The sequence below is a fragment of the Neobacillus sp. SAB-20_R2A genome (assembly GCF_049568635.1).
Taxonomy (GTDB): Bacteria; Bacillota; Bacilli; order Bacillales; family Cytobacillaceae; genus Neobacillus; species Neobacillus citreus.
Map to the genome: position 1 here is coordinate 866,914 of NZ_CP145895.1, position 25,294 is coordinate 892,207.

The 25,294-nt window shown below is 43.9% G+C and carries 17 protein-coding genes; 11 read left to right on the plus strand and 6 right to left on the minus strand.

The window, feature by feature from the left end; genetic code table 11:
- Positions 1–8: 8 nt before the first annotated feature.
- Both lsrK and V5M37_RS04305 read right to left on the minus strand, forming a co-directional pair.
- Positions 9–1,574: an autoinducer-2 kinase gene (gene lsrK, locus V5M37_RS04300; protein ID WP_423800919.1), complete on the minus strand. Its 1,566-nt coding sequence runs from the start codon at positions 1,572–1,574 to the stop codon at positions 9–11.
- Positions 1,575–2,522, minus strand: coding sequence for a sugar-binding transcriptional regulator (locus tag V5M37_RS04305; RefSeq protein WP_423800920.1), 948 nt, complete (start codon positions 2,520–2,522; stop codon positions 1,575–1,577).
- Positions 2,523–2,773: 251 nt separating this feature from the next.
- On the opposite strand from V5M37_RS04305, the gene V5M37_RS04310 reads away from it, so the two are divergent.
- From V5M37_RS04310 to lsrB, 4 genes are read left to right on the plus strand one after another with little or no spacing between them, the layout of a single operon-like run.
- Positions 2,774–4,279 (plus strand): sugar ABC transporter ATP-binding protein, encoded by a 1,506-nt coding sequence (locus V5M37_RS04310; protein ID WP_423800921.1) that lies wholly within the window; start codon positions 2,774–2,776, stop codon positions 4,277–4,279.
- Positions 4,276–5,289 carry an ABC transporter permease subunit gene (locus tag V5M37_RS04315; RefSeq protein ID WP_423800922.1) on the plus strand — a complete coding sequence of 338 codons (1,014 nt, stop codon included), beginning with the start codon at positions 4,276–4,278 and terminating at the stop codon, positions 5,287–5,289. Before V5M37_RS04310 ends, V5M37_RS04315 begins: the two co-directional genes overlap by 4 nt.
- Positions 5,273–6,259: an ABC transporter permease gene (locus tag V5M37_RS04320; RefSeq protein WP_423800923.1), complete on the plus strand. Its 987-nt coding sequence runs from the start codon at positions 5,273–5,275 to the stop codon at positions 6,257–6,259. Before V5M37_RS04315 ends, V5M37_RS04320 begins: the two co-directional genes overlap by 17 nt.
- Before the next feature lie 15 nt (positions 6,260–6,274).
- On the plus strand, positions 6,275–7,348 hold the full coding sequence (gene lsrB, locus V5M37_RS04325) for an autoinducer 2 ABC transporter substrate-binding protein LsrB (RefSeq protein WP_423800924.1): 1,074 nt from the start codon (positions 6,275–6,277) through the stop codon (positions 7,346–7,348).
- A gap of 551 nt (positions 7,349–7,899) precedes the next feature.
- Here the strand turns inward: lsrB and V5M37_RS04330 are convergent.
- The 3 genes from V5M37_RS04330 to V5M37_RS04340 form a co-directional block, all read right to left on the minus strand.
- Positions 7,900–9,003: a GerAB/ArcD/ProY family transporter gene (locus V5M37_RS04330; RefSeq protein ID WP_423800925.1), complete on the minus strand. Its 1,104-nt coding sequence runs from the start codon at positions 9,001–9,003 to the stop codon at positions 7,900–7,902.
- Positions 9,004–9,267: 264 nt separating this feature from the next.
- Positions 9,268–10,449 (minus strand): Ger(x)C family spore germination protein, encoded by a 1,182-nt coding sequence (locus V5M37_RS04335; protein WP_423800926.1) that lies wholly within the window; start codon positions 10,447–10,449, stop codon positions 9,268–9,270.
- Complete coding sequence (locus V5M37_RS04340; protein ID WP_423800927.1) at positions 10,446–12,023, minus strand: spore germination protein; 1,578 nt, start codon at positions 12,021–12,023, stop codon at positions 10,446–10,448. The genes V5M37_RS04335 and V5M37_RS04340 overlap by 4 nt, the downstream gene beginning before the upstream one ends.
- Positions 12,024–12,133: 110 nt before the next feature.
- Between V5M37_RS04340 and guaD the strand changes: the two genes are divergently transcribed.
- Both guaD and V5M37_RS04350 read left to right on the plus strand, forming a co-directional pair.
- Positions 12,134–13,498: a guanine deaminase gene (guaD, locus tag V5M37_RS04345; protein ID WP_423800928.1), complete on the plus strand. Its 1,365-nt coding sequence runs from the start codon at positions 12,134–12,136 to the stop codon at positions 13,496–13,498.
- 713 nt (positions 13,499–14,211) lie between these two features.
- Positions 14,212–15,057: a pentapeptide repeat-containing protein gene (locus V5M37_RS04350; RefSeq protein ID WP_423800929.1), complete on the plus strand. Its 846-nt coding sequence runs from the start codon at positions 14,212–14,214 to the stop codon at positions 15,055–15,057.
- Between the two features lie 393 nt (positions 15,058–15,450).
- On the opposite strand, the gene V5M37_RS04355 is transcribed toward V5M37_RS04350, so the two are convergent.
- Positions 15,451–16,104 carry a carboxymuconolactone decarboxylase family protein gene (locus V5M37_RS04355; protein WP_423800930.1) on the minus strand — a complete coding sequence of 218 codons (654 nt, stop codon included), beginning with the start codon at positions 16,102–16,104 and terminating at the stop codon, positions 15,451–15,453.
- A gap of 183 nt (positions 16,105–16,287) precedes the next feature.
- On the opposite strand from V5M37_RS04355, the gene V5M37_RS04360 reads away from it, so the two are divergent.
- From V5M37_RS04360 to V5M37_RS04380, 5 genes are all read left to right on the plus strand, one after another.
- Positions 16,288–16,935, plus strand: coding sequence for a hypothetical protein (locus V5M37_RS04360; RefSeq protein WP_423800931.1), 648 nt, complete (start codon positions 16,288–16,290; stop codon positions 16,933–16,935).
- A gap of 191 nt (positions 16,936–17,126) precedes the next feature.
- Complete coding sequence (locus V5M37_RS04365) at positions 17,127–19,049, plus strand: FUSC family protein (RefSeq protein WP_423800932.1); 1,923 nt, start codon at positions 17,127–17,129, stop codon at positions 19,047–19,049.
- A gap of 136 nt (positions 19,050–19,185) precedes the next feature.
- Positions 19,186–20,085: a DUF2971 domain-containing protein gene (locus V5M37_RS04370; protein ID WP_423800933.1), complete on the plus strand. Its 900-nt coding sequence runs from the start codon at positions 19,186–19,188 to the stop codon at positions 20,083–20,085.
- Positions 20,086–20,382: 297 nt separating this feature from the next.
- A complete protein-coding gene (locus V5M37_RS04375) occupies positions 20,383–21,381 on the plus strand; it encodes an NADP-dependent oxidoreductase (RefSeq protein WP_423800934.1) in 999 nt (332 codons plus the stop codon).
- A gap of 185 nt (positions 21,382–21,566) precedes the next feature.
- Positions 21,567–24,716, plus strand: coding sequence for an SNF2 helicase associated domain-containing protein (locus V5M37_RS04380; RefSeq protein WP_423800935.1), 3,150 nt, complete (start codon positions 21,567–21,569; stop codon positions 24,714–24,716).
- The last annotated feature ends 578 nt before the right edge of the window (positions 24,717–25,294 follow it).

The following is a 25,294-nucleotide window of genomic DNA, read 5'->3' on the forward strand; positions in this document are numbered from 1 at the left end:
TTCAAAAATTAAACACTCAACCCGGGTGCCATCCACATGTGGTTGGTTTTTCCCGAATCGGCTAATCGCAGCTGCTCGGCATAAACCGCCCGCCAATTTTCATATAGTAATAGGTAACGAGCATGGTTATCCATGTTTGGATAGTGGACCCGTTCCCACTTCACTAGACCTGAAATAGCAGTTTCGAGATTTAAAAACAAACCAGCACCCACCCCCGCCATAATAGCGGTACCGAGGGCAGCCGCTTCTTTTTCGACAGGGATCCTAACAGGAATGCCGAGCACATCTGCCAGCGTTTGGCTCCAAAGCTTACCTTTGGAGGCACCTCCTGCAAAAATAGCCTCCGTAGGGTAGTGCCCGGTGACTTCCTCGACAATCTTCAGGTTGCCATAGGTCACAAGGCATGCGTTTTCTTGGATCGATTTAAACATTTCTTTTTTGCCAGTTTTGTTGGGATCAATAGTGAGATTAAGGAAAGAGGGGGCTGCATGCCGCCATGAGATGTAATCCATGACGTCTGAGAATATTGGGATAATGCCGTTTGAACCGACAGGAACACCTTTTGCCTTTTCTTCTAAAATTTCATAGGCATCGCGGCCAGTTTGTGAGGCTTCCATTTTTTCAAGCTCACAAAAAGCATCGCGGAACCATCTCATCACAAGGCCGGGGAAGAAGGCGATAGTTTCTATCTGCCATAAATCCGGGACAGCGTGACAATTCACACGGATTCGGCAGTCAGGGTCAATCAGCGCGTCTTTGATGTTGATTTCCTGTTGCCAAAAGCTGCCTCCGCATATAAACGTTTGGCTGTCACCAATGGCGCCAACGCCAACAGATGCGAGCTGAGCGTCACCACCGCCGCTAAAAACGGGTGTGCCTTTTGCAAGTCCAGTAGAATGAGAGATTGATTCGGGAATCGTTCCGAGTAGAATTCCTGCTTCGTTTACGGGAGGGAAGATGTTGTTTTTCAGCTGACAGGCTTCGGCAATGGCTGGTGTCCAAGCGCGATTGTTTAAATCAAAAAGTCCGGTCGTACAGCCGTTAGAGGGGTCTACTTGAAGTTTGTTGGTGAGTTTAAAGAGAATCCAATCATTGATCATGGTAAGGTAGGCGATTTTTTCATAGATTTCCGGTTGGTTGTTTTTGATCCAGAGCAGACGGGGGAGGGCGCCTAGGGCAAATGTTTGTCCGGATAATTCATAGAGTCGTTTCTCAAGCAAGGGGTCGCCATTTTTAAGCTCTTTGGCTTCTGTCATGGCCCGGGCATCGACATTGGCACAGGCCCAAATTTCTTTTCCATTTTCGTCGTAGAGGACAAAACCCTCACGCATGCTCGTGGCACTAATCGCTTTAATGCTGCTTGGAGGAACGCCGGACCGCTCCAACACCTCGGAGATGCAGGTTTGGATGATCTCCCAATTCCGGTTCACATCAAAATCCATCGAGCCCGGATAGCGCGGGTCTTCCAGATGCGTCCACTCATATTGTGAGACGGCCACTTGCTTGCCCAATTTGTCAAAAAGAACAGCTCTCACACTGCCGGTGCCGGCATCAAAAACCAGGATGTACTCCATTTAAAAAGCAGCCTCCTTTTTTAGTAGTGCAGCAGCGGTTTCTTCATCGGTAATCAGGGTATCGATGTAACCTCCTTTCAACGCGCCGTAAATGGCCTCCACTTTATGCGGACCGCCGGCCACGCCGATGACATTCTTTAATTTTTTCAATGTATGAAGATGGGTGCCGATTAACCGGGTGTGGTGCGGCAATTCCAGAAGCTCGCCATTAGCATCAAAAAATTGGCCAAGAATGTCGCCGACAGCATTTTGATTTTTAATATAAAGCAGTTCGTTAAGGGTCATCTTTTCTTCTTTGATGATCGTCGAATCGGCGGACAAACCGCCAATCCCGACGACGGCGTGGTGGCACAAACTTGCCAAATCAAGTATATTTTCCACCGAAGGTTCTGATAACATATTTTTCGCCATTCTTTCCGAGGAGGCAAGAAATGGGGCCGGAATGACATGGATTCCGCCTTTGAATTTATCAAGGCCGCCTTCTATGGAGTAATCGCGCTTGTGAAAATAGTAGTTAACACCGCCAGTGAGGGTGACCATGGATACCTCGAAGGCAGGATCGATGGATAAAGCTTCAATGGTTCTAGAGGCAGCTTCGCCCCATCCGAACCCTATCAAATCATTGTTAGAAATGCAGTTTTCTAGATATTGAGCGGCAGCTTTAGATAAGGAACGGCTAAGGTTATTAGTAGGAGTTGGAATGACAAAGGCTTGAGGCAGCTTAAAGACGGAGACGAGGTCACGTTCGATTTCCAGACAATGGACTCCGTGACCTTGGATATGAAATTGCACAATATTTTCGGTACGGGCGCGCTCGAGTAAACGAACAACTTTGTTTCTTGATAATTGGAGCCGTTCTGCGATTTCGGTCTGTGTGAGATTATCCTTGTAATAATACCAGGCGACCTTTACGAGGAGGTTTTCAGTGAACGCATCATTGTTCGTCATCTTCCTCAACCTTTCAACAAAAAATCAATCACGTAACAAATGTTCACTCTGATACTGAGTATAGGGGGCTGAAAATGGAAAGTCAATTAATTTCTAAAAATTTAGATAATTTAAAATAAACGTATTGACTCTGGGTATTTTGTCATTTAATATTTGGGTTGTAAGCGTTTTAATGAGCTGACACAAAAGTTGCTGTTATGAAAAAATGTTTAGATAACTAGTGTGATAACCGGACAAGGCGGGTGATTGGAATGGATGACCAGCTGCTTCACATCCGGCAAATATACAAGCAATTTGCAGGGAACCCCGTATTAAAGGGTGTGGATTTAACCCTTCATAGAGGGGAGGTCTTTGCGATTGTGGGTGGAAACGGTGCTGGTAAGTCAACGTTAATGAAAATCATCACGGGATTATATCGTCCCGATCAAGGGCAAATGGTAGTGGAGGGCAGCGAAGTATTGTTTCACCAGCCATTCGATGCCCACAAACATGGAATCTATCTAGTCCCACAGGAACCACTAATCTTTCCCAATATGACGATTCGCGAAAACGTGACCATTGGTTTGCATGAGAATAAAGCCGAATGCGAGAGGCGGATTCAACACTATCTCTCCGTCCTAGGCTGGAATTTGGATTTGAACCGCAGGGGCCTGAGCCTGTCGATTGCGGAGCAGCAGCTGGTTGAACTGCTTAGAGGGTTAATCCGAAATGCCAAGATTCTGATCCTAGACGAACCAACCTCCACCCTAACCTTTAGTGAAATCAATTCTCTCTTTTCCACCATCAAAAAATTAACAAGCGAAGGCCTTGGCGTGTTATATATTACCCATCGACTAACCGAGATTTTCGAACTGGCTGATACCGTTGCTGTCCTTCGGGATGGTGTCATCTCGGCAAACGGACCCGTCCGGGATTTTACTTATGAAAAATTGTTGGCAGGATTAATGCCGGAACAAATAGAAGTTCTGGCTCCTCCAGTGGAACGAACGGAGGAGGAGCCTTCAGCTGGGCAGCATCGCGAACCAATTCTTTCCGTGAAAAATTTATCGGGCCACCGGTTCCAAAATATCAGTTTTGACCTATACCCCGGTGAAATTTTAGGAATTGCCGGCGTCGTCGGTGCTGGCCGAACCGAGCTTGCCACTTCCATCTTTGGCCTTGAGCCATCGGATTCCGGAGATATTTTTTTAGAAAAGGAAAGTATTAAGAGGTATTCTTTGCGTGAACGGATTAACCTGGGTTTGGTGTACGTCCCTGAGGATCGCCACCAGCACGGCCTATTCTCGATCGCCTCTTTAAAAATGAACATCACCTCCACCATCCTTCCCAAATTTCGCAGCCTATTCCTCCCTTTTAAAAAAGAAAAAGCCATCGCCGCTCAAGCCATCAACAGCCTAAAAGTTGTCACAACGGGCCCCAATCAGTTAATCAGCAACCTATCTGGAGGCAATCAGCAAAAAATTGTTCTCTCGAAATACCTGGAAACTAGTCCGAAAGTTATTATTTTGGATGAACCGACGCGCGGTATTGACGCCGGAGCGCGCGGTGATATTTACAAGATGATCGACGACTTGAAGCAGAAGGGGCTGGCGGTGATTCTCATCTCCTCCGATACCGAAGAAATCGTCCAACTCAGTGACCGGGTGCTTGTCATGCATGAAGGAAGGATGACGACAACGATAGCCAAAGATGACTTAACCATCGATTCCATCACTTCGGCCGCATTCGGGATCCAGAAGGAGTTGAAGGTACTATGAATCTCCTTTCAAAAATGATGAAGCAGCGGGAAATCTCGATTGTGGTTCTGATTGTTGTGTTTATAGCAATTGTAGGGATGGTGAATAGCAAGTTTGTAACAGGGAAAAGTTTGCTTTTGTTAGTGGAGAGCGCGATTATTTTACTCATCCTGGCGGTCGGCCAGTCATTTGTTCTGTTAACGAGAGAAATAGATGTTTCGGTCGGGTCAACGATGGGGTTATCGGCAGCGGTATGCGGCTTGCTGTTGACCAGCGGCGTTTCGGGCTGGGTTTCGGCTCTTGCGGTGCTTGCCGTTGGTGTGCTGGCCGGCCTGTTTAATGGTCTCGGAGTTGCCTATTTACGGATTCCCGCCATTATTATGACATTAGGAACATTAGGTATTTTAAGAGGTTTGATGATTATTTTAACAGGCGGAAAGTGGATTGAAGACATTCCGAATTATTTTAAAAAGCTGTCGGGCACGGATTTTATCGGGTTGCCGCTGCCGGTTTGGGTTGGAATTGTGATTCTTGTAGCTGCGTACCTTACTTTGAGGCTGACCAAGTTTGGCCGTTATTTCTATGCGGTTGGGGATAATGCTGACGGGGCGCGGCTGATTGGGATTCCTGTTTCCAAGGTAAGAGTTCTCGCTTTTGTGTTATCTGGTCTATCTGCTTCGGTTGCCGGTCTGATTTTTGTGATGAATATTGGCTTTGTCCCGAACCAAACCGGAAGCGGGATGGAGCTGCAGGTCATCGCGGCGGCGGTATTAGGCGGTGTCAGCTTAAACGGAGGTCTCGGGACGGTGCTGGGAGCAGGGCTAGGGGCGATTTTTTTAACAGCCATTAACAGCTCGTTGATCTATTTAAAAATTCCCGCGTACTGGAATAACGCGATTTCCGGGTTTTTACTACTCGTTATTGTGATCAGCGATTCTAGATTCCAAAGCTTTTTAGCGAAAAGCCATTTGAGAAAGAAGGAAACGGCTGAAGCGGAAGGAGGAGGTCAGGGCGATGAAGCTACTCTTTAGATGGGAGGGCGCTCTAGTCATTTTTCTCATCCTTGAACTCATTTTCTTCGGAGTAATGAACCCTGACTTTTTAAATTTAACAAACTTGATTTTTAGCATGAATGACTATGTCTACATTGGACTAGCCGCGATTCCGATGACGTACGTGATTATTACGGGAGGAATAGATGTATCGGTTGGCTCCACAATCGGCTTAACCTCCATTGTCATCGGTGTTCTTTGGATGAATGGGCTCAATGTTTGGCTGGCCGTGCTGATTGCCCTGTTGATTAGTGCCTGTGCAGGGGCAGTTAACGGAACCATTGTTGCGACGACGAATGTCCAGCCGTTAGTTGTGACGCTGGGAACGATGTTTCTTTTTTCCGGAATTGCTTTGGTCATATCCGGCGGCAGCAGTGCTTCCGGATATGAAGGAATCAGCGGGTTTCCGGATGGGTTTGTGATGCTGGCCAATGGGGAGACATTTGGACTGCCGAATCCGATCCTGTTTTTTGTAGGCTTTATGGTTTTCTTTGCGGTCATTTTGAACCTTACCCGCTTTGGCCGGCAGGTTTTTCTCGTGGGAATCAATAGCAAATCCGCCCGCTACAGTGGGATTCGGGTAAAATCAATCTTAATTTGGTCATATATCATAGCCGGTTTGGGAGGTGGTGTGAGTGGGCTAATCTTGACATCCTACTTTAGTTCCGCCAGGTCAGACCTCGGAACGGAAGCCGTATTGCCTGTCATTACGGCAGTTGTTTTGGGAGGAACAAGTATTACAGGGGGCAAAGGTACAGTTGTCGGTACAGGAATTGCCAGTATTGTGATTGGTATGATGCAGTATGGTTTACAGATGATGAGTATGACCAGCCAAGAGACAAGTGTGGTTATTGGATTTTTGTTAATCATTGCCGTGTTACTCCGTTTAACCAATTGGGGGCTTTTTAAAAAGTTTCATATTAAAAAGGCAGAAGTGAAGGGGCCTTAAAAGGAGTGTAGCGTAATGAGAAAATCTAGTTATCTGAAACTGCTCACCATTATTTTATCGGCATTGCTGGTCCTGGCCGCTTGCAGCAGCAGCGGGGAGAAGTCTTCCGGCGGGGACGGCGGCGGGAAAACCGACAAAAAGAACGTGAAGTTAGCGTTTATCCCTAAACTGACCGGTGTTGGCTTCTTTACCTCTGGCGGTGAAGGGGCAAAAGAAATGGCTAAAGAGCTTGGCGTGGAGTTGACCTATGACGGGCCGAGTGAAGCTTCTGTTGCCGGGCAAGTTAAGTATATTAACAATTTTGTTAACCAGGGCTATAAAGCGTTGATGGTTTCTTCCACGTCTGTAGACGGCTTGAACCAGGCCTTGGACCGTGCGAAAAAACGCGGCGTCAAAATCCTGACTTGGGACTCCGACGTTAACCCTGAGCACCGTTCCTTCTATATTAATCAAGGGACTCCAGATCAATTGGGCGGCATGCTGATTGACATGACGGCTGAGCAGGTTGGCGACAAGGCGAAGGTTGCTTTCTTTTACTCTAGCCCAACAGTAACGGACCAGAACCAATGGGTTGAAGCTGCCAAGGCAAAAATTAAAGCTGAGCACCCAGGATGGGAGATTGTAACGACCCAATTTGGCGAAAATGATGCCCAGAAATCTCTGACTGTCGGTCAAAACATCATTAATACGTATCCTGATATCGATGCTGTCATTTGTCCGGATGCTACTGCGCTGCCGGCCATGGCACAAGCGGCTGAAAATCTTGGTGTAGCAGGCAAGATTGCGATTACCGGATTCTCGACTCCGAACGTCATGCGCGACTTTGTGAAGCGAGGCACTGTTAAACAATTCGGCTTGTGGGATGTCAAAAAGCAGGGGGCACTGGCTGCTTATGTTGCCTATCTGATGACAGTTGAGGGCAAGGACTTAAAGGTAGGCGACGAGTTTGATGTGCCGAATATCGGACATGTGAAAATTGAGCCAAATACCATTCAAGGCTATGATTATACCGATGATCGAAGTGGTATTATCTTATTGCCGGAGCGGGTGGTGTTTACGAAGGATAATATTGATAAATACGATTTTTAATTGTGAGATTTAGTCTGAAAACTGCCTTTTTATTGGGGCAGTTTTCTTTTATGATGACTCTTTTCTAAAGGATTGTTGCTTTCCGCGGTTCGGTCGCATATAGCCTTTCTATGCGCCCCAACACATGAAAAAATCAACGGTTCGGTCGCATACAGCCTTTCTATGCGCCTCAACACTCGAAAAAATCAGCGGTTCGGTCGCATATAGCCTTTCTATGCGCCCCAACACATGAAAAAACCAGTAGTTCGGTCGCATATAGCCTTTCTATGCGCCCCAACACATGAAAAAATCAGCGGTTCGGTCGTATATAGCCTTTCTATGCGCCCCAACACATGAAAAACTCAGCGGTTGGGTCGCATACAGCCTTTCTATGCGCCCCAACACACGAAAAAATCAGTGGTTCGGTCGCATACAGCCTTTCTATGCGCCCCAACATATGAAAAAACCAGTAGTTCGGTCGCATATAGCCTTTCTATGCGCCCCAACGCATGAAAAAATCAGTGGTTCGGTCGCATACAGCCTTTCTATGCGCCCCAACAATCACAAGTCTTTCAACGGCTCAAGCCCGATTTCACACTTTTCCTGCGTATTACCGCAACACACAAAAGGAAAATGGGAATCAGCAGTTGAACCGTTAGGAAATAATAAGGGACGGTTGTACCCATCCCCCGAATCATTTCCTCAAACGACGGGATGGACCAGATGGAAAATAGAATAATTAAAAAACCAATTGGCAAAACAAATGGTTTATAACTAGGCAATGTCAGCCATTGGGAAGTACCGAGAACGAGCATGTAAAAAAAAGAGGAAAGCTGTACGAAACCACCAAGAACCCAAACGGCGATGAGAACGGACTCGATATGTTCAAAAAAAGAACCAATACTAATGAATCTTGCAGCCTCAAACACAGGAAACTGCAGGTTTGAAATAATTCCCCCAAATAAAAAAAGGTTTCCCAGATTAATAAATATCATGGTCAAGACACTGGCAATCACTGAAAACATTCCCCATTTCATAACCTTTTGTTGATTCGATAATAAAGGAATGAGGATCGACATCAATGAAAATTGGCTTAACCAGGCGTGTGGTGCAAGGGAACCTTTAATGGAAGGCATCACCCCATCTTGCATGATTGGAAAAATATTTTTCACATTCAAGTCAGGAATTAGAAAAACATAAATCAGTACATAGAGAGCCACAACAATCGGCAAAAAAATTAAAGCACATCGTCCAATCGTTTCAATGCCCCCATGTACAGCAATGGCGCAGGAAAGGGCAATACTGGCTGTCACAAAAATCATCGGTGTTTTATGTAAAAAGGCACTTTCAATAAACTCACCGTATTCCCTAAAAGCGATTGCCGTATCATGTAATAGAAAGAACAAGTAAATGAACGCAATGATCTTTCCGAAGGCCCGGCCAAGGATAAGTTCACAATATTCAATGAGGGTTTTCCCCGGAAAAAGCTTTGAAAGCTTGACAATAATCAAGACGATGAGAAAGCCGCTCAAAGAACCCCAAATCGGAGACAGCCACAAATCACGCTTTGCGTGCTGTGCTGTTACATATGGAATATAAAGAATTGCTGTTGCGACAACAGTTGCATACATTATTAGGGCTAGCTCCAAGTGGGAAATCCTGCCTTTTTCAATCATGTTTGTTCATTCCTTTTCTACAAGGAGTCTATTACCAAAACGGTTTAAAGGACTTATAGAGAAAATCTATGAATTGCCCAGGTCCCGGCATTTCAGGAAAGAAGACAAGTAAAACAGCCAGGACCCAGTTCACCGCCATCAACGAAAAAAAGGCTATTTTCACCTTTCTTTCATTTTTCTTTAACTTGGGCCATTGGAATAAATGGATAAGCACGAGTATAATGGTTACCCCTAATACCCCTCCAATCTTCATCGCTCTTCACCTCAGTTATGTTTCGCAGTTCCCAAACCGGTTCTTTCAATCTTTACCTTCGTGTCAAAGGTAACGGCTACTTTCGGGAAAATTTCATTCCATTCAATCTTCTTTTGTTTCCATATTTGTGGATACTTTCTCTCGAATTCTTCAGCAAACCCAAAAATATCGGCATTTAATTTTTTCTGTACTTCCGAAAAAGCTAACCGCTCTCTTTGTTCAACTTCAACAACAACCTTCTCCTGGGCTTCTTTTATGATCTTTGGATCGAATAAGTTTAGTTTAGTCGTATTTTGAATGACTTCTAGGTCCGCCATTGTTTTGATGTGCATACTCCACTTGCCGTTTTTGATGGTTGGGGCCAATTCCGTTTTGCTTCTTAAAAGATTTAAGGAGATGAAGCCTTTTTCGTTTTTAAAAGAGATCGTAATGACGCCGTGTTTAATTTCATTTCTTGGCCAAAGAATTCCCCTTGTTTCCCTATCACTTAAGATTCCTGCCAGTTTGCCTTGCTTAAATATGGCTGCTCCGCTAATGATCGGAATGTTTTTTTTCGTTGTATCCATCTGCGAGGGGGGCAGATTTACAACCCATGGCAGCACAGCTGCACCGGATGCACCGGAAAGCATCTGCGATAAATCCTTTACCGTTACTTTCACCCCTATATGGGTTTTCACGATTTTGCGCAGCTGTTTGGCTGCGTCCTGTTCCAATTCCGGAATGGCCTTCAAAACAGTCTTTGCTTCACCATTTGAAACAAACACGTCAGCACGAATCCGTGGTTCCGAGTGCCGCATCCAAAAATCAATCTGATCGGTTATTCCTTCCTTAGCTAACTTTTCGCCAATCAAAAGCACTTCATTTTGCCCCCAAAAAATCTCCCTTGTGAGTGATTCCTGAAGCCGTGCCATCGCATCTGCAATGGTTTCTCCTTCAGCTGATCTCACAAACGACCGGCCGCTGCTGCTCCCGCCCGACATCCCGGCTTCCTGACCGCTTTGTTTGGGGCTTGGTATAAAAATGAGGGCTGAGAGTTCGATATTCTCGTTTTTGCTTTTATCCACACCAGCCGCCAAAATAAGCGCCAAATCATTTACCTCAGCACGATCCCAACATCCTGTCAAAACAATCGAGGAAAGGCCAAATAGCAGGAAAGTGAACGCCTTCCTTTTTTCTCGGAATTTCCATCTCAACCTCCACCGCCACCTTTACTTGGACCGGGCCTCTGATTCCTAGACTCACTTCTTAGGTTAGTAGAACTCTTTGAAAAAAATTCAGGCCTTGTATCCATAGCCCACCACGGGGCACGAACAAGGACATCCTTTAAGTTTTGAAGCTTAAGCGGTGCTGCTGAATTGAAATAGGGTACACCAAAAGATTTGAGCGTACACATATGGGCGACAATCGCTGTAATCCCAATCATAACGCCTAATAACCCCAGCATTCCGGATAAAATCATAATCGGAAAGCGGAGAATCCGAATCGAAATGCCGGTCGCATATCTTGGCATTAAAAACGAGGCAACTCCTGTAATGGCGACCACCATGACCATCGGTGACGAGACCAGTCCTGCTGCCGTTGCTGCTTGTCCGATGACGAGCGCTCCGACAATACTGACAGCCGCCCCGACTTGTTTTGGCAGCCTCACTCCGGCTTCCCTTAGCGCCTCAAAGGTGATTTCCATAATAAATGCCTCCACTAAGGCCGGAAAGGGGATCTGTTCACGGCTTTCGGCGATCGTTAGAAGCAATGAGGTTGGAAGCATTTCCTGATGGAACGTTAAGATTGCCACATACGCCGATGGTGCCAGTAAAGCGATAAAAAAGAAGAAATAGCGCAGCCAACGGATAAAGGTACTAATGTAAAATGGATTATAGTAATCTTCCGGTGCCTGCAGCAGACTTGCAAACGTACAAGGAGCAATCAGGGTGATGGGGGTGCCGTCAATCAAAATAACAACACGTCCTTCTAAAAGGCAGGCAGCGGCCACATCCGGGCGTTCCGTTGTTAAAAGCTGCGGAAACGGCGAAAATGGGTAATCTTGAATCAGCTCCTCAATATACCCGCTTTCTAAAATACCATCAATTTTGATTCGCTTTAATCTATTGGTCACCTCATCAACTAAAGTGCTGTCAGCAATTCCTTCGATAAAAGCGACAATGACTTGTGTTTCGGTGTAGCCGCCAATATCCATTTGTTTCATTTTTAATAATGGATGACGAATTTTCCTTCGTAACAGGGAGGTGTTCACTCGTAAAGTTTCAATAAAACCTTCTCTAGGGCCACGAATGACAGATTCGGCGTCTGGCTCCTTGATGCTGCGTTTTTCCCATTTCGGCAAGCCAATCGATATTCCCTTCGTCTGTTTTTCAATCAGAATAATTGGGTTGCCAATTGAAATTTGTTTAAAAACATCAGGAATAGAGTGAATTTCCTTGAGCCCGGAAACGGATATTTCCTTTTTCGTGCTCTCCAATATGGAGCTGTAATCAAGGTCTTTTATTCGTAACAGAGGCATTAACACATGCTGGTCGACCTCTTCCGTATTCGAAAGACCATCAATATAAAGAAGAACGGCATGGACACTGCCAGCGATACGAAATTCACGAAATACCACATCAGAGCAATCTTTATAAGCCGACTTTAGTATTTCGATATTTCTATTTAACTCCGAATCAAGAGGAATTTCCGGTAACGTATCCAACGATTCATTTAATTGTTTACTTGGAAAATCAAAATTCTTTTTCCCATTCCCCAAAAATTTCATTAACTGCTTCCCCTTGACCGTATTTACATGTATTCTTTGCAATTTTATATTGATTATGCTAATTTCTAAACCAGTTAGAATCTATGTAATCAATAAAAGGACGGACAAACATGAAGAAATATTCACAGATTTTCCAAGGGACCGCTTTTTCAAGCAAGTCCCCAAAAGAAGTACAAATTTTAAAAGACCATCTGTTCTTCGTTAACGATGACGGAGCCATTGAAAAGGTTGTCTCTCCTGACGATAAAAACTATCAAAATTTATTATCAGAATATCAAGGCGGAGCAAACTTTCATCGCTTAACCGAAGGACAATACATCCTGCCAGGCTTCGTCGATTTGCATGTGCACGCGCCACAGTGGGCTCAATCTGGAACGGCACTCGATATCCCGCTCTATGATTGGTTAAATACATACACCTTCCCGATTGAGGCGAAATTTTCAGATTTAGTTTTTGCGAAAAAGGTATACCAGGACGTTGTCAGCACCTTGCTTGCAAACGGTACAACCACGGCCCTTTATTTCGCAACTGTACATAAAGAAGCAAGCGTCCTGCTGGCAGAAATATGTGCGGAAAAAGGGCAGCGTGGCTTAGTCGGGAAAGTGGTCATGGATAACCCTGATCAGACACCGGAATATTATCGGGACTCGGACACAGCAACTGCCTTGGCAGATACAGAGGATTTTATCAAAGCGGTAAAAGAATTGGCGAAGCGGACGAAACAAGGGGTTTACCCGGTGGTGACACCGCGCTTCATTCCAAGCTGTACTGACGAAACTCTAGAAGGCTTAGGTGATTTGGCGGCTAAGTATGATGCGCATGTCCAGTCGCACTGTAGTGAAAGCGATTGGGAGCATGGCTATGTTCAGGATCGCATGGGCAAAAATGACGCATTTGCGTTACATGATTTCGGCTTATTAAGGGAAAAATCCGTCATGGCGCATTGCAATTTTCTCAGTGATGGCGATGCAGACTTGTTTGCGGAAACCGGCACGGCTATTGCCCATTGTCCTATTTCCAATGCTTATTTTGCGAACAGCGTCATTCCAATCGCCCGTTTCCAAGCAAAAGGAGTCGAGATTGGCTTAGGGTCTGATATTTCCGGAGGGTTCTCACCAAGTTTGTTCGACAATGTAAGACAAGCAGTGATGTCTTCAAGAATGCTGGAGGATGGAGTGAACCCGGCTTTGCCTGCTGAAGACCGGGGAGTGCCGAATTCTCGCATCACTATAGATGAAGCATTCTATCTGGCCACTGCCGGAGGAGGAGAAAGCCTATCTCTCCCAATCGGCCGTCTTGAGGAAAACTATGCTTGGGACATCCAAATCATCGATACAACTATAGAGACTGCCCGGCTGCCACTCTATGATACAGAAGAAAAATTGCATGATATCTTCCAAAAAATTTTGTACCTCGCCCGCCCGGAAAACATACGTGAAGTTTGGGTCCAAGGGGAAAAGGTTCATAAGAGATGAAACAATGAAAATACCCTGCCAATATTCGGCAGGGTATTTTCACTTTATTAAATTCTTAGCTTTATTTTCGAAAAAGGATTGAATTCCGTAAAGCAAAAAGGCCTTATAAAAAATGTAAAGGAAAAACTGAAAATGATTAATGCGCACTAGTTTAAACATTTTTGTTTTCTCTAAGAACCCTGCAAAAGGAAAAGCAAAGAAACCATCTACCAATGCATTTAGTAGAATATAACGTATAAAATTTCCGTATGTCCATTTTAATATCCACATGGAACCGACCAAATGAGGTCCGATGTTATAAGGAAACTCTCTAAAGAAAAACGACCTTGGTGTTCTGGTAGCAATCCACCATTTTCGCTTTCTGGCAATTTGCACATTAAGGCCTTCTATCAATGAAATCAGGATGGATGCAGGAAGATATCTCTTTATGTTGCTCTTTCCCAAAAAAGGGAGCGTCGACCATGCTATAAGGACAATAGATACACTCAGTATCCAATGTTTTTTCATTGAATGTATTCCCCTTCATATACTAGATTAATTTATAAACGTATTATCTACAAAACCGATCATTTCATTCCACTTCTATCATACACTGGACTTTTATCAAAAATTTAAATATAAATCCAAACACTGAAGCATTATAATATAATTTGTAATTTACAGTCATTTAACAAATTTTGTTAGTTTTATAATCATTAAAGGAAGTGTAAGGATTGTCAAATCCATTAACCAATAGTAATAAGCTTAAAAGTTTAACCGCCGACTGTGCAAACTGCTTTGCTTTATGCTGTGTTGCGCTTCCCTACGCCAAGTCTGCCGATTTTGCGTTTGATAAAGATAGCGGGACCCCTTGTAAGAACCTGCAATCCGATCACCGCTGCAGAATTCATCAAAATCTTAGAGATAAAGGGTTCCGCGGCTGTTCTGCCTACGAATGCTTTGGGGCAGGTCAAAAGGTTTCCCAAAGTACATATGGGGGAAGAGATTGGCGCGAGAACCCGGAGTCAGCTATGGAAATGTTTAATGTATTTCCCATCATGCAGCAGCTTCATGAAATGCTTTATTACTTAAATGAGGCAATGCGTTTTGAAGAAACGAAAGCCATTCATCATGAACTGCATGCCGCCTTTGAAGAAACAGAAAGCCTGACTAATTTAACGCCAAAGGAAATCTTGAATCTTGATGTCCCATCACATCGGGCAAAGGTAAATAAGTTATTTTTACATACGAGTGAACTAGTCCGGACAAAGATTTCACCTGGGAAAAATATAAACAAAATCCGCAAAGGCAGTGACCTGATTGGGGCAAGGCTAAGAGGTATCGACCTGAGGGGAGCAAATTTTAGGGGTGCTTTGCTAATCGCAGCCGATCTTCGAGAATCGGACCTTAGGGGAGTCGATTTTATTGGAGCAGACATGAGGGATGCCGACCTAAGCGGAGCAAATCTGACAGGGAGTATCTTTCTTACGCAGGCACAAGTGAACGCAGCAAAGGGCGACTGTTACACGAAATTGCCGGCCGCATTAAAGACCCCTGAGCATTGGGCACATCGCAAATAAAATAATAGGAAAAAAACGGCTTAGCATTCTAGGCCGTTTTTTATGTCGAAGTTGCTTGGCATGAGCTGTCATAATATAACTGACTGATCTTGCTTGGTACCTTTATGAGGTCATTATCTTTCAGGATATTCGTATAATTTCCTGTTTTTTTGAAGGCTCCTTCCAAAAGATTGTTACTAATAAGGATTCGCAAATAAGAATTGCTAAATCGCAAATATAAGGGTTGAATTCGCAAATAAAACTCGAAAATCGCAAATAAAAGTGCTAGATTCACAAATAAAACCTGAAAATCCTCTGGAAAAGTGTAATATTACTCTTTAATGCGTCAATTCTATGGAAAGAAGCAAAAATATTTACGAAAACAGTTTTTTTTGAAAAAAATATACAACAACCTCACTCTTGATAACTTTGAATCATATTAGCCATGTGTACATAGGAACCGCCAGCGCGTAATGCGGAAGTAACCATAATAGCTTCTGCGAGTTCCTCACTTGTTGCACCGAGTTGTTCGGCTTTTTTCGTATGGACGTCGATGCAATATGGGCATTGACTGGCTACTCCAGAAGCAGTTGCGATTATTTCTTTAAATTTAGCAGAGAGTTTGCCTTCTTTAGTGGCGGCTGCACTAAACTCTGAATAGCCTCTGAATCCTACATGAGCAAATTTACCAAGCTTGCTTAAATTTTTCAAATTGGAACGGGCATAAAGAACGTCTGATGCATCTACATTTTTTGCATTATGTACATGTGTACTATGAGTGACCGCACCACCTGCTTCCACAGCCGCGGCAACAAATGCTGCTTCAACTAATTCTTCTAATGACGCTCCTGCACTTTTGGCCTTCCTAGTATGAGCATCAATGCAATACGGACACTGAGTAATATGAGCAATTGCCACAGCAATGATTTCTTTCTCTTTAACAGTAAGAGCACCTTCTTTAAAAACTGCAGCATTAAAATCGTTAAAAGCATTTAATTGTTCTGGTGCTAAATCTTTTAATTGAGTTAGATTTTGAGTGTTTTCTTTCGCATATAGATTGGTTGACATTTTCAAAACCCCTTTTGAACTTTTTTTGGTTAGTTTAACCTTAAAGGTTTATCGAATATCCAATAAAACCAACTAAACAAACCATAATGTTCAAAATTAAAAAATGGGATTATCAAATTTTTCCAAAAATGTAAGGGTTGATGGTAAACTTAAGGTAAGAACTTATAGAAAAGAGTGGTCCCTTTGATAAAGGATAAAAAATCCTTATCTATTTCTATCATTCTTTATTTAGCCGTCATCATTTTGAACCTTCCTTTCCCAGATCAAAGTCCCCTTGGCGAGACCCTGGCATCAAAGCTAAATATTCCTGTAAGGTCCGCAAATGGCCTGCATTATTTTGGCATTTCTCTATTTATATTATTTATCCTGAGCCTTTATTTTCTTTCGAAATCATTGGAAAAATATAAAACAAGATTTATAGTTATTGCCTTTTTGGCGGTAAGTTTTATCCCGACATTTCTGGCTGCTTCTATTCAAAAATACTTTGCAACAGGCATTTACTCGGTTGCCTATAATCATAATGAAGGTCGGTGCCATTTTGAAATGGCGGATGAGAAAACATTGCACGGCGAATGTGTACTTCCTTTTGAAAACTACAGCAGCAAGGATGTCCGCTTTACCATTGAATTTTACGATACATATGAGGACGAATTCATAACGCTAATGAATGTTAATGCTCCTTACACAGTAAAGCTTGATGGGAAAGAAAGTAACCGAGTGGAGATTGAGGCCGATATTGATGTTTCGAAAATGAAAAACCACATTGATAGCGCCGACGTAAATGGCGTGAATATTATCATCAAGTCGGGCGGGAAAAGCCGAAAATTATGAGATAATAAGACTTAATTCAAGCAGTCCATTAATCGGTTACTGCAGAGCAATATAGGAAATAATAAAAAAGCCTAAATCATCCTGTGATTTAGGCTTTTCTATTCCGATAATATAAGCATTATTTCCTCTTTGAAAAAATATTTGGTTTAAAATGTATTTTGTGACTTACGTTTTAGAAAGAAGTGGTTGGCATGGAGAAATCACCATCTATATTAAAACAAGCTTTGACCGTCAATAGGAAGCCATTTCCGTGGCTAAAGGCCTTTACTGCAGGACTGGCTGCAGCACTGCCGATTTTAATTGGCTTGTTATTTGGCAACCTGGAATATGGATTAATTGCCGGATTGGGTGGATTTACATATCTATATGTGTTTAATGTTCCATACGCTCAAAGAGCGAAAAAGATCTTTTGGATTGTCATTGCCCTTACTTTTCTTACCGCCTTGGGTACACTGGTGGCCCCTTATCCCATTATGGTAGCGATTTTTATGGGAATCATCGGAGCTGCCGCCATCTTTATTTTCGGAGCCTTAAGGATTGCAGGTCCTGCTGCCATCTTCCTGGTCCTCGTTTTTTCAATGGTAACAGGAATGCCCCAGGCACCAGAGCTTGCTCCATTAAGAGCAGGCTTAGTCTTCCTGGGCGGGAGTCTATCATGGATTTTGGCTATGCTTGGCTGGTTTTCTGATCCCCATGGTCCTGAAACAGGAGTAGTTAAAAGGGGCCTGTTAGAGCTCGCAGCATTGCTTGATTCAGTAGGGACAGACCGATTCCACGAGTCGCGGCACCGTGTCATGTCAGCATTAATGGATGCGGACGAAACATTGGCATCAGGGCAAACGCCTATCAGGCAAACGAACTATTTCAAACGTTTATATGTATTAAACAATTCGGCTCATCATATTTTTACTTATTTACTTGAAGATTTTCCAGAACACCGAGTACCACTACCGCCAGAAGCAGCGCAGTCTGTCCGAAAAATAGCAAACTCGTTAAGCAAAAAAAATAAAAGTGACACTAATTCTGAAGTCATTTTACAGCCTGAAGAGATGGATGCTTCGGTCGCTCATTTATTTAAATTGATTTATGATGCAGATGCCGTTATGAATGAACCCACTTCCAAAATCAATCAAGAGGTTGAATTCTCAAAGTTGTCACTTAAGACTGTTTTTGGCGGTGCCTTTGATAAAAACTCGATTATTTTTATTGCTGCCATGAGGTTTGGGATCATCACAATCATTGCCGCTATCTTCGCGTTTGAGGTTGGATTTGCCCGTTCCTTTTGGGTCCCATTGTCCTGCGTGGCCGTCATGTCAGGCTATTCCATAGTCGCCACTTACCATCGGGCCATTCAAAGGGGAATAGGTACATTGCTTGGAATTCTGATTGCCAGCTTGATTCTTTCGATTCATCCTGATGGATACATAATCGCTTTATTAGTTTTACTGTTTACGTTCATTACTGAACTGTTTATCGTGAAAAATTATGCGTTAGCGGCATTGTTTTTCACCCCTAATGCGTTACTCATGGCAGAAAGTACAAGCCATGGGAGCTTTAGCTTTGCCTATTTTGCCTCGGCAAGAATGATGGATGTTTTAATCGGCAGTATCATTGGTCTAATAGGAGTATGGCTGGTCGGAAGGAGGTCCGCCTCCAGCCGTCTTCCTCACTTAATCAGCAAAACCATTCGCAGTCAATCGCAATTTTTATTCGTTCTCTTCTCTGACCAAGGAAAAGGGTTTAATGCTAGGAAAAGCACAGAGTTAAAGAAAATGAGAACAAACATTTTGAATTTGAAAATCCTTTATAGTACTGCTACAGGTGAGATTCCGGCAAATCGGGATGTATTGGATTATTACTGGCCGGTAGTCCATTCTATTGAACATCTAGGTTATCTGCTGGAGAATGCAGCTAAATTAAGCAGCCGTCCAATTCTGGCTGATGATGAACTTGCCCAGCTGCTTTTAGCGAGTGAAACGATGGCGATAGCTGCACAGTTGAAAAAAACACCGTCCCTAAAGCCGATTCCTGGAATCGAATCATTCCTGAGTATCCAAAAGGAGCTCCGTTACTTACAAAAAGCGCTTCATAATAATGAAGGAGTTCAATTTTAGGCGCGGTTCCGGAATTACCAAAAAACTAAGCGTGGTTTGCAGCCGCGCTTAGTTTTTTCAAAAAGTTGGCCCAAAAGGAAATGTTCTCTCCAATAATTAGCAATAATAAAAGAAAAAACTGGAGGAGGAGCAGTCTTTGGGACAAGTCATTTTAGACGATTTCAGCCAAGAAATGGCGGAATACTTTAAAGAGCATATTTTTGAAAACCTGGACAAGATTATGCAGGGCCCGCTGCTTTATCATTATACGTCCATGAAAGCATTGAATAATATCCTGGACCGGGAAAAGTGCTTTTGGATTACCCGTGTGGACTTCATGAACGATTACAAAGAGATCGCCTATGTGACTGAAGTAGTTCGGGCGATTATTGGCGAGATTGAGGACAGCAAAGAAAAAGAGACCTTTATTGCCTTATACAAGGATTTTGCCTCCACCGAAAGTTATTATAAGGATTTAAACATCTTCGCCTTTTCCTTAACGGAAAACCCTGATTCGTTGCCGCTCTGGTATAACTACGGGGCGAATGAGGGCTGCAATATCGGAATCGACGCCTCGAAATTTTTTGGGCAATCATTTAACTCACAAATTACCTTTGTTGGAAAAGTGGTTTATGATGAGGAGAAACAAAGGCAAATTGTGAAAGAAGTGATTACCAGACTGCTGAAATTGGTAAGGAACTCCAATTTATCAGAGGAGAGTTTTTCGCGTGTGCTGCTATTTACTTTCGGTACATTAGGCTGCTTTATTAAGCATCCCACCTTTGCCTGTGAAGAAGAATTCAGATTCATTTTCATCCCAAAATCCGATGAACACATCCACTTTCGAGTGTCCCGAGGGGCATTTATCCCGTTTATTAAGGTACCTGTGGTTGACCAAAACGATGAATCACGGGAAGGCAAGCTTTTGGTTCGAAAAATAACGATCGGCCCCCGAACCAAATTAGATATTGTCAAGTCCGGGTTAGAATTCTATTTGTCCGTAAAAAAACTGGAAGGGATAGAACTTTGTACGTCTAAAGCCCCATTAAGATTTTGAAGGCGAACGGTAATCGATGCTGTTCGCTTTTTTCTACTGAAATGAGGAGTTGCTGTGTAGAGTGTGGAATGAGTGTTACAATGTTTGGGACTCCCTAGAAGGGGATGTTAAGGGCTAAGCAGTGTGCAAACAGGAGTCAATATAATGAGTCGAATCAAGAAATCAATCATTTTTAAGTCTCCTTTGTATTTGATTTTGATACACTCAGTATAGACGAATTTTGTTAATCCATTTTGGAGGAATTGTAAATTTATTGTCAATTTTATTCCGATAACTGAAGGGAAGATAAGCTACAAAATGAAAGCAATGGTCATAGATCGATACGGTAAAAATGTTCCGTTACGCTTAATGGAGAGGCCGACTCCTATTGTGGGTGAATATGAGGTGTTAGTCGAAATCCATGCAGCCAGCATTAATCCTGTAGATTTTAAAATTAGAGATGGAATCGTGAGGCTACTCGCGAAATATGAATTTCCTTTAACGTTGGGGAATGATTTTTCGGGGACGATCATCCAGGTGGGATCGAAGGTAACAAAGTTTTCTATCGGCGATGCGGTATTTGGCCGGCCTAGAAAAACCAGAATCGGGACATTTGCTGAGATGGTTGCTGTTCACGAGGATGATATCGCCTTAAAGCCAGGTAATTTATCATTTGAAGAAGCTGCCTCAATCCCATTGGTGGGATTAACGACAATCCAAGCTTTTGAGATGATGGGGCTTAAAGCAGGACAAAAAGTCTTTATACCTGCAGGTTCAGGTGGGGTAGGCACCTTTGCGATCCAACTGGCTAAAGAAATGGGGGTATTCGTGGCAACCACTGTCAGCGAAAAGGGATACGACCTCGTTAAGTCCCTAGGGGCGGATGTAATCGTTAATTATAAAAAAGAGAGTTTTGCAGAGATTCTAAAAGATTACGATGCAGTATTTGATACGGTAGGAAAAGATACGCTGGTCAAGTCGTTTGAAATTTTAAAACCGCTTGGAAAAATTGTTTCCATTGCCGCATTGCCTGATGCCAAATTTGCCAGAAAAGAAAATTTAGGTTTATTTCGAATGATTCTCTTTTCACTCGTCAACCTCAAAACTGCATCATTAGAAAAGAAGTATAACGTAGAGTATCTCTATCATTTCATGAAACCAAGCGGTAAGCAGTTAACCTTTATTAAAGGTTTAATCGAGCAGGGTAAAATCATCCCTGTAATCGACCGAGTTTATCCGTTTGTCGATACACAGGAAGCATTGGATTACGTGGAAACAGGACGAGCCAAGGGGAAGGTTATTGTTAGGATAAAGTAGAGAGGGCACTGAATCTTTTGTAGAGCTAGTATAAAAATAAACCAAAAGTTGTATATTGTACTTCTTGATATATGTTTGGAAGGTTTGAGCAATGCCTATATTTTCAGCATTCGCTTAGGTATGAATATGAACCGAACTTGTGATAAAATCGTAATATTGAAATCTCTTAACGAAGGAGCGACCGCATGAACATAGAGTTAACTTATAAAATCATCTCAGATATGTGTGGCGCAGTCTCCTTCAAAAGAGGAGATTATTTTTATCGGACGAATAAAGTGACCTTCACCGAATATGGTCCAGATCGCTGCCAGGCAATGGTTGATGGGGATTTCCATGTGACCATTGTAAGTGAAGTGGAAGGCGAGTTCCGCACTAGCTGCAGCTGCCCAAAGCTCGCTTCTTTTCAAAAGGATTGCCAGCATATTGCCGCTGTTCTATTGGCGATTTACGACCACCAGCAGCAAGGAACCACACCAAATCAGGAGCTGACCGCCGGCCTGCTGACCATTTTCGATCATAAGCCTGTCCAGTCCAGCGGCCACCAGAATTATTTTGAAAAAAGAACCGTGCTTGATGCCAGGTTTACCTGTAAACCAGTCGCGGCAGGCGAAGGCCGGCTTATACTCGGCATTGAGATGTACGTGGAAGAGAACAAGGTTCAGAATATCAGAGAGTTTTTGAATAAGGTCAGCAATGGAAATCCATGTATTGTTTCGGGGTCCTTTACCTACTACCCAAGCCTTCATTGCTTTCAAAAAGAAACCGACGCCGTCATTCAGCAGCTGATTAACATGGTTCTAGATGAACAGGCGTATGGAAAGGAAGCTTTGGACCTGCAAGTCCTGCCGATTTCGGCATCCTTATGGGACCGGCTCCTGCCATTACTTATAAAAGCTCCCCGGGTCAAAATACAGTACAATGGCCAAACCTATGAGGAACTCCAGCTGTCAGACGGTTCGCTGCCATTACAGTTTGCTTTTACGGAAAATCTACTGGTGGTTGAAGGATTCGATCAAATACTGATTCTCGAAACCTATCGCTCCGTTCTTTACGAGGAGAAAATAACACCATTGAAGAATCAGGATTTCCAGAGGTTATTGGAACTAAAGCGAATGCTCCATGGTTCCAGGACCAACAAAATCCCGATCCCGCACGAACAAATTCCGTTTTTTCTTGAAAAAGTCGCCCCGGGATTGAAAGAACTGGGAAAGGTAGAGATTGCCGATTCCATCACAAAAACCTGGATGAAAACACCGTTGAAGGTCAAGCTCTACTTGGATCGGGTGAAAAACCGACTCCTTGCAGGGCTTGAGTTTCACTATGAACATATGGTGATCAATCCTTTGGAGGGCAGGGAACTCCCCTCAGGCTCCATGGTCGTTAGGGATGTCGAGAGGGAAGCGGAAATCCTTCAAATCATGGAGGACAGCTCCTTCGCCAAGACCGATGGCGGTTATTTTTTGCATAATGAGGATCTTGAGTACGAATTTCTGGTCTATGTCGTACCGAGGCTGCAAAAGCTCGCCCAAATTTATGCGACAACGGCTGTCCGCAGTCGGATTTTTCGAGAAAATGTTTTTCCGAAAATAAGGGTGAAGGTAAAGAAGGAACGGACCAATTGGCTGGAATTCAAGTTTGAAATGGACGGCATTTCCGACAATCAGATTCGCGATGTCTTGGAGGCGCTCGAGGAAAAACGGAAGTATTATAGATTGCCGAATGGCTCTCTGCTATCCTTGCAAACAAGGGAATTCGAGGAGATTCAGCAGTTTCTCCATTCACCACTTATGAAGGCCGGTGACTTAGGGAATGGACTGGCCTTGCCTATCGAACAGTGTCTGCAGCTGCTGGATACGGTGGAGGTGAGCGACACCTTTAAGCTAGAGGAATCCTTCAGCCGATTTATGGAACAGCTCCGAAACCCAGGCAGCCTGGACTTCGAGGTTCCTCGCAGCCTTGAGCCTATTCTCAAAGATTATCAAAAAGTTGGCTTTAAATGGATGAAGACTCTTGCCCACTTTGGCTTCGGGGGAATCTTAGCCGATGATATGGGGCTCGGAAAGACGATTCAAAGCATCACTTTTATTGTGTCGGTGCTTCCGGAAATTCGCAAGCAAAAGCAGCCGATCCTCGTTGTCTGTCCATCCTCTCTGACCTATAACTGGCTAAGCGAGTTCAGGAAATTTACGGGGACCTCCCAACTGCGGGCAGTGGTCATTGATGGTTCGAAGGAGGAGCGGAACAGGCAGCAACAGGATCTTTCCGATGTCGATGTCATTGTCACTTCCTATCCTTTGCTGCGTAAGGACATCCTTTGGTTTGAAAAACAAACCTTTCATACCGTGTTTTTTGACGAGGCCCAGGCCTTTAAAAATCCGTTGACGCAAACAGCCCGGGCGGTAAAAAAGCTGCAGGCCCATCATCGTTTCGCGCTGACGGGCACGCCGGTTGAGAACTCATCGGAGGAGCTGTGGTCAATTTTTCATGTCGTTTTTCCAGAACTTTTCCTTGGGCTGAAGGAATTCAGCCAACTGACTCGAAAGCAAATCGCTCGGAGAATCCGACCATTCTTGCTGCGCAGGGTGAAGGAGGATGTCTTATCCGAACTGCCAGGAAAAATCGAATCGCTGGAAGCAGTTGAACTGCTACCCGAACAAAAGAGGCTGTATGCTGCTTACTTGGCGAAGCTTCGGCATGATACATTAAAGCATCTGGATAAAGACACAATTCGAAAAAATCGTATCAAGATTTTAGCGGGATTGACCCGCCTGCGGCAGATTTGCTGCCACCCGAGCTTGTTCGTAGACGGCTATCAAGGCGGGTCGGCAAAATTTGAACAGCTCATGCAAATCTTGGATGAGTCTCAGCTTTCTGGGAGACGGGTTTTGATTTTTTCCCAGTTTACGAAGATGCTGGCGTTGATTGGACGGCGGTTAACAGCAAAAGGACAGTCATTCTTTTACCTTGATGGACAGACTCCTTCTGAAGAGCGGGTGGAGATTTGCGAAAGGTTCAACCACGGCGAACGCGACCTTTTCCTGATTTCCTTGAAAGCTGGGGGAACCGGCCTTAATCTGATGGGGGCGGATACCGTTATTTTATATGACACTTGGTGGAACCCGGCCGTCGAGGAACAAGCCGCTGATCGCGCCCACCGGATGGGCCAGCAAAATGAGGTTCAGGTCATCAAGCTTGTTGCCCGTGGCACCATCGAGGAAAAGATTAATGAACTGCAGGACAAAAAGAGGCTTTTAATTGAGGAAATTATTGATTCAGATGAGAAGGCGATGGGGACTCTGACGGAAGAGGATATTAGAGAGATACTGATGATATAGTGTTTTGTTACGTGATAAATATTTCAATAATTCGATCTCGTCTAAAAGGTCTATGAGCTCTAATTGGAGGACCATACCAGAGTTCGGTAGCATAGACAGGCTCTACGAGACCGAACTGGAGGATAATCGAAGAGAAGGGTAGCATAGACAGGCTCTATGCGCCCGAAAAGGAGAGAGCCCCACCGTTCAGGTAGTTATGAAAGCCTCATAACGCCCGAAAAGGAAAGGCCCCCACCGCTCAGGTAGTTATGAAAGCTTCATAACGCCCGAAAAGGAAAGGCCCCCACCGCTCAGGTAGTTATGAAAGCTTCATAACGCCCGAAAAGGAAAGGCCCCCACCGCTCAGGTAGTTATGAAAGCTTCATAACGCCCGAAAAAGAAAGGCCCCCACCATTCAGGTAGTTATGAAGGCTTCATAACGCCCAAAAAGGAAAGGCCCCCGCCGCCCAGGTAGTTATAGCAAGCTTCATAACGCCCGAAAAGGAAAGACCCCTACCGTTCAGGTAGTTATGAAAGCCTCATAACGCCCGAAAAGGAAAGGCCCCCACCGCTCAGGTAGTTATGAAAGCTTCATAACG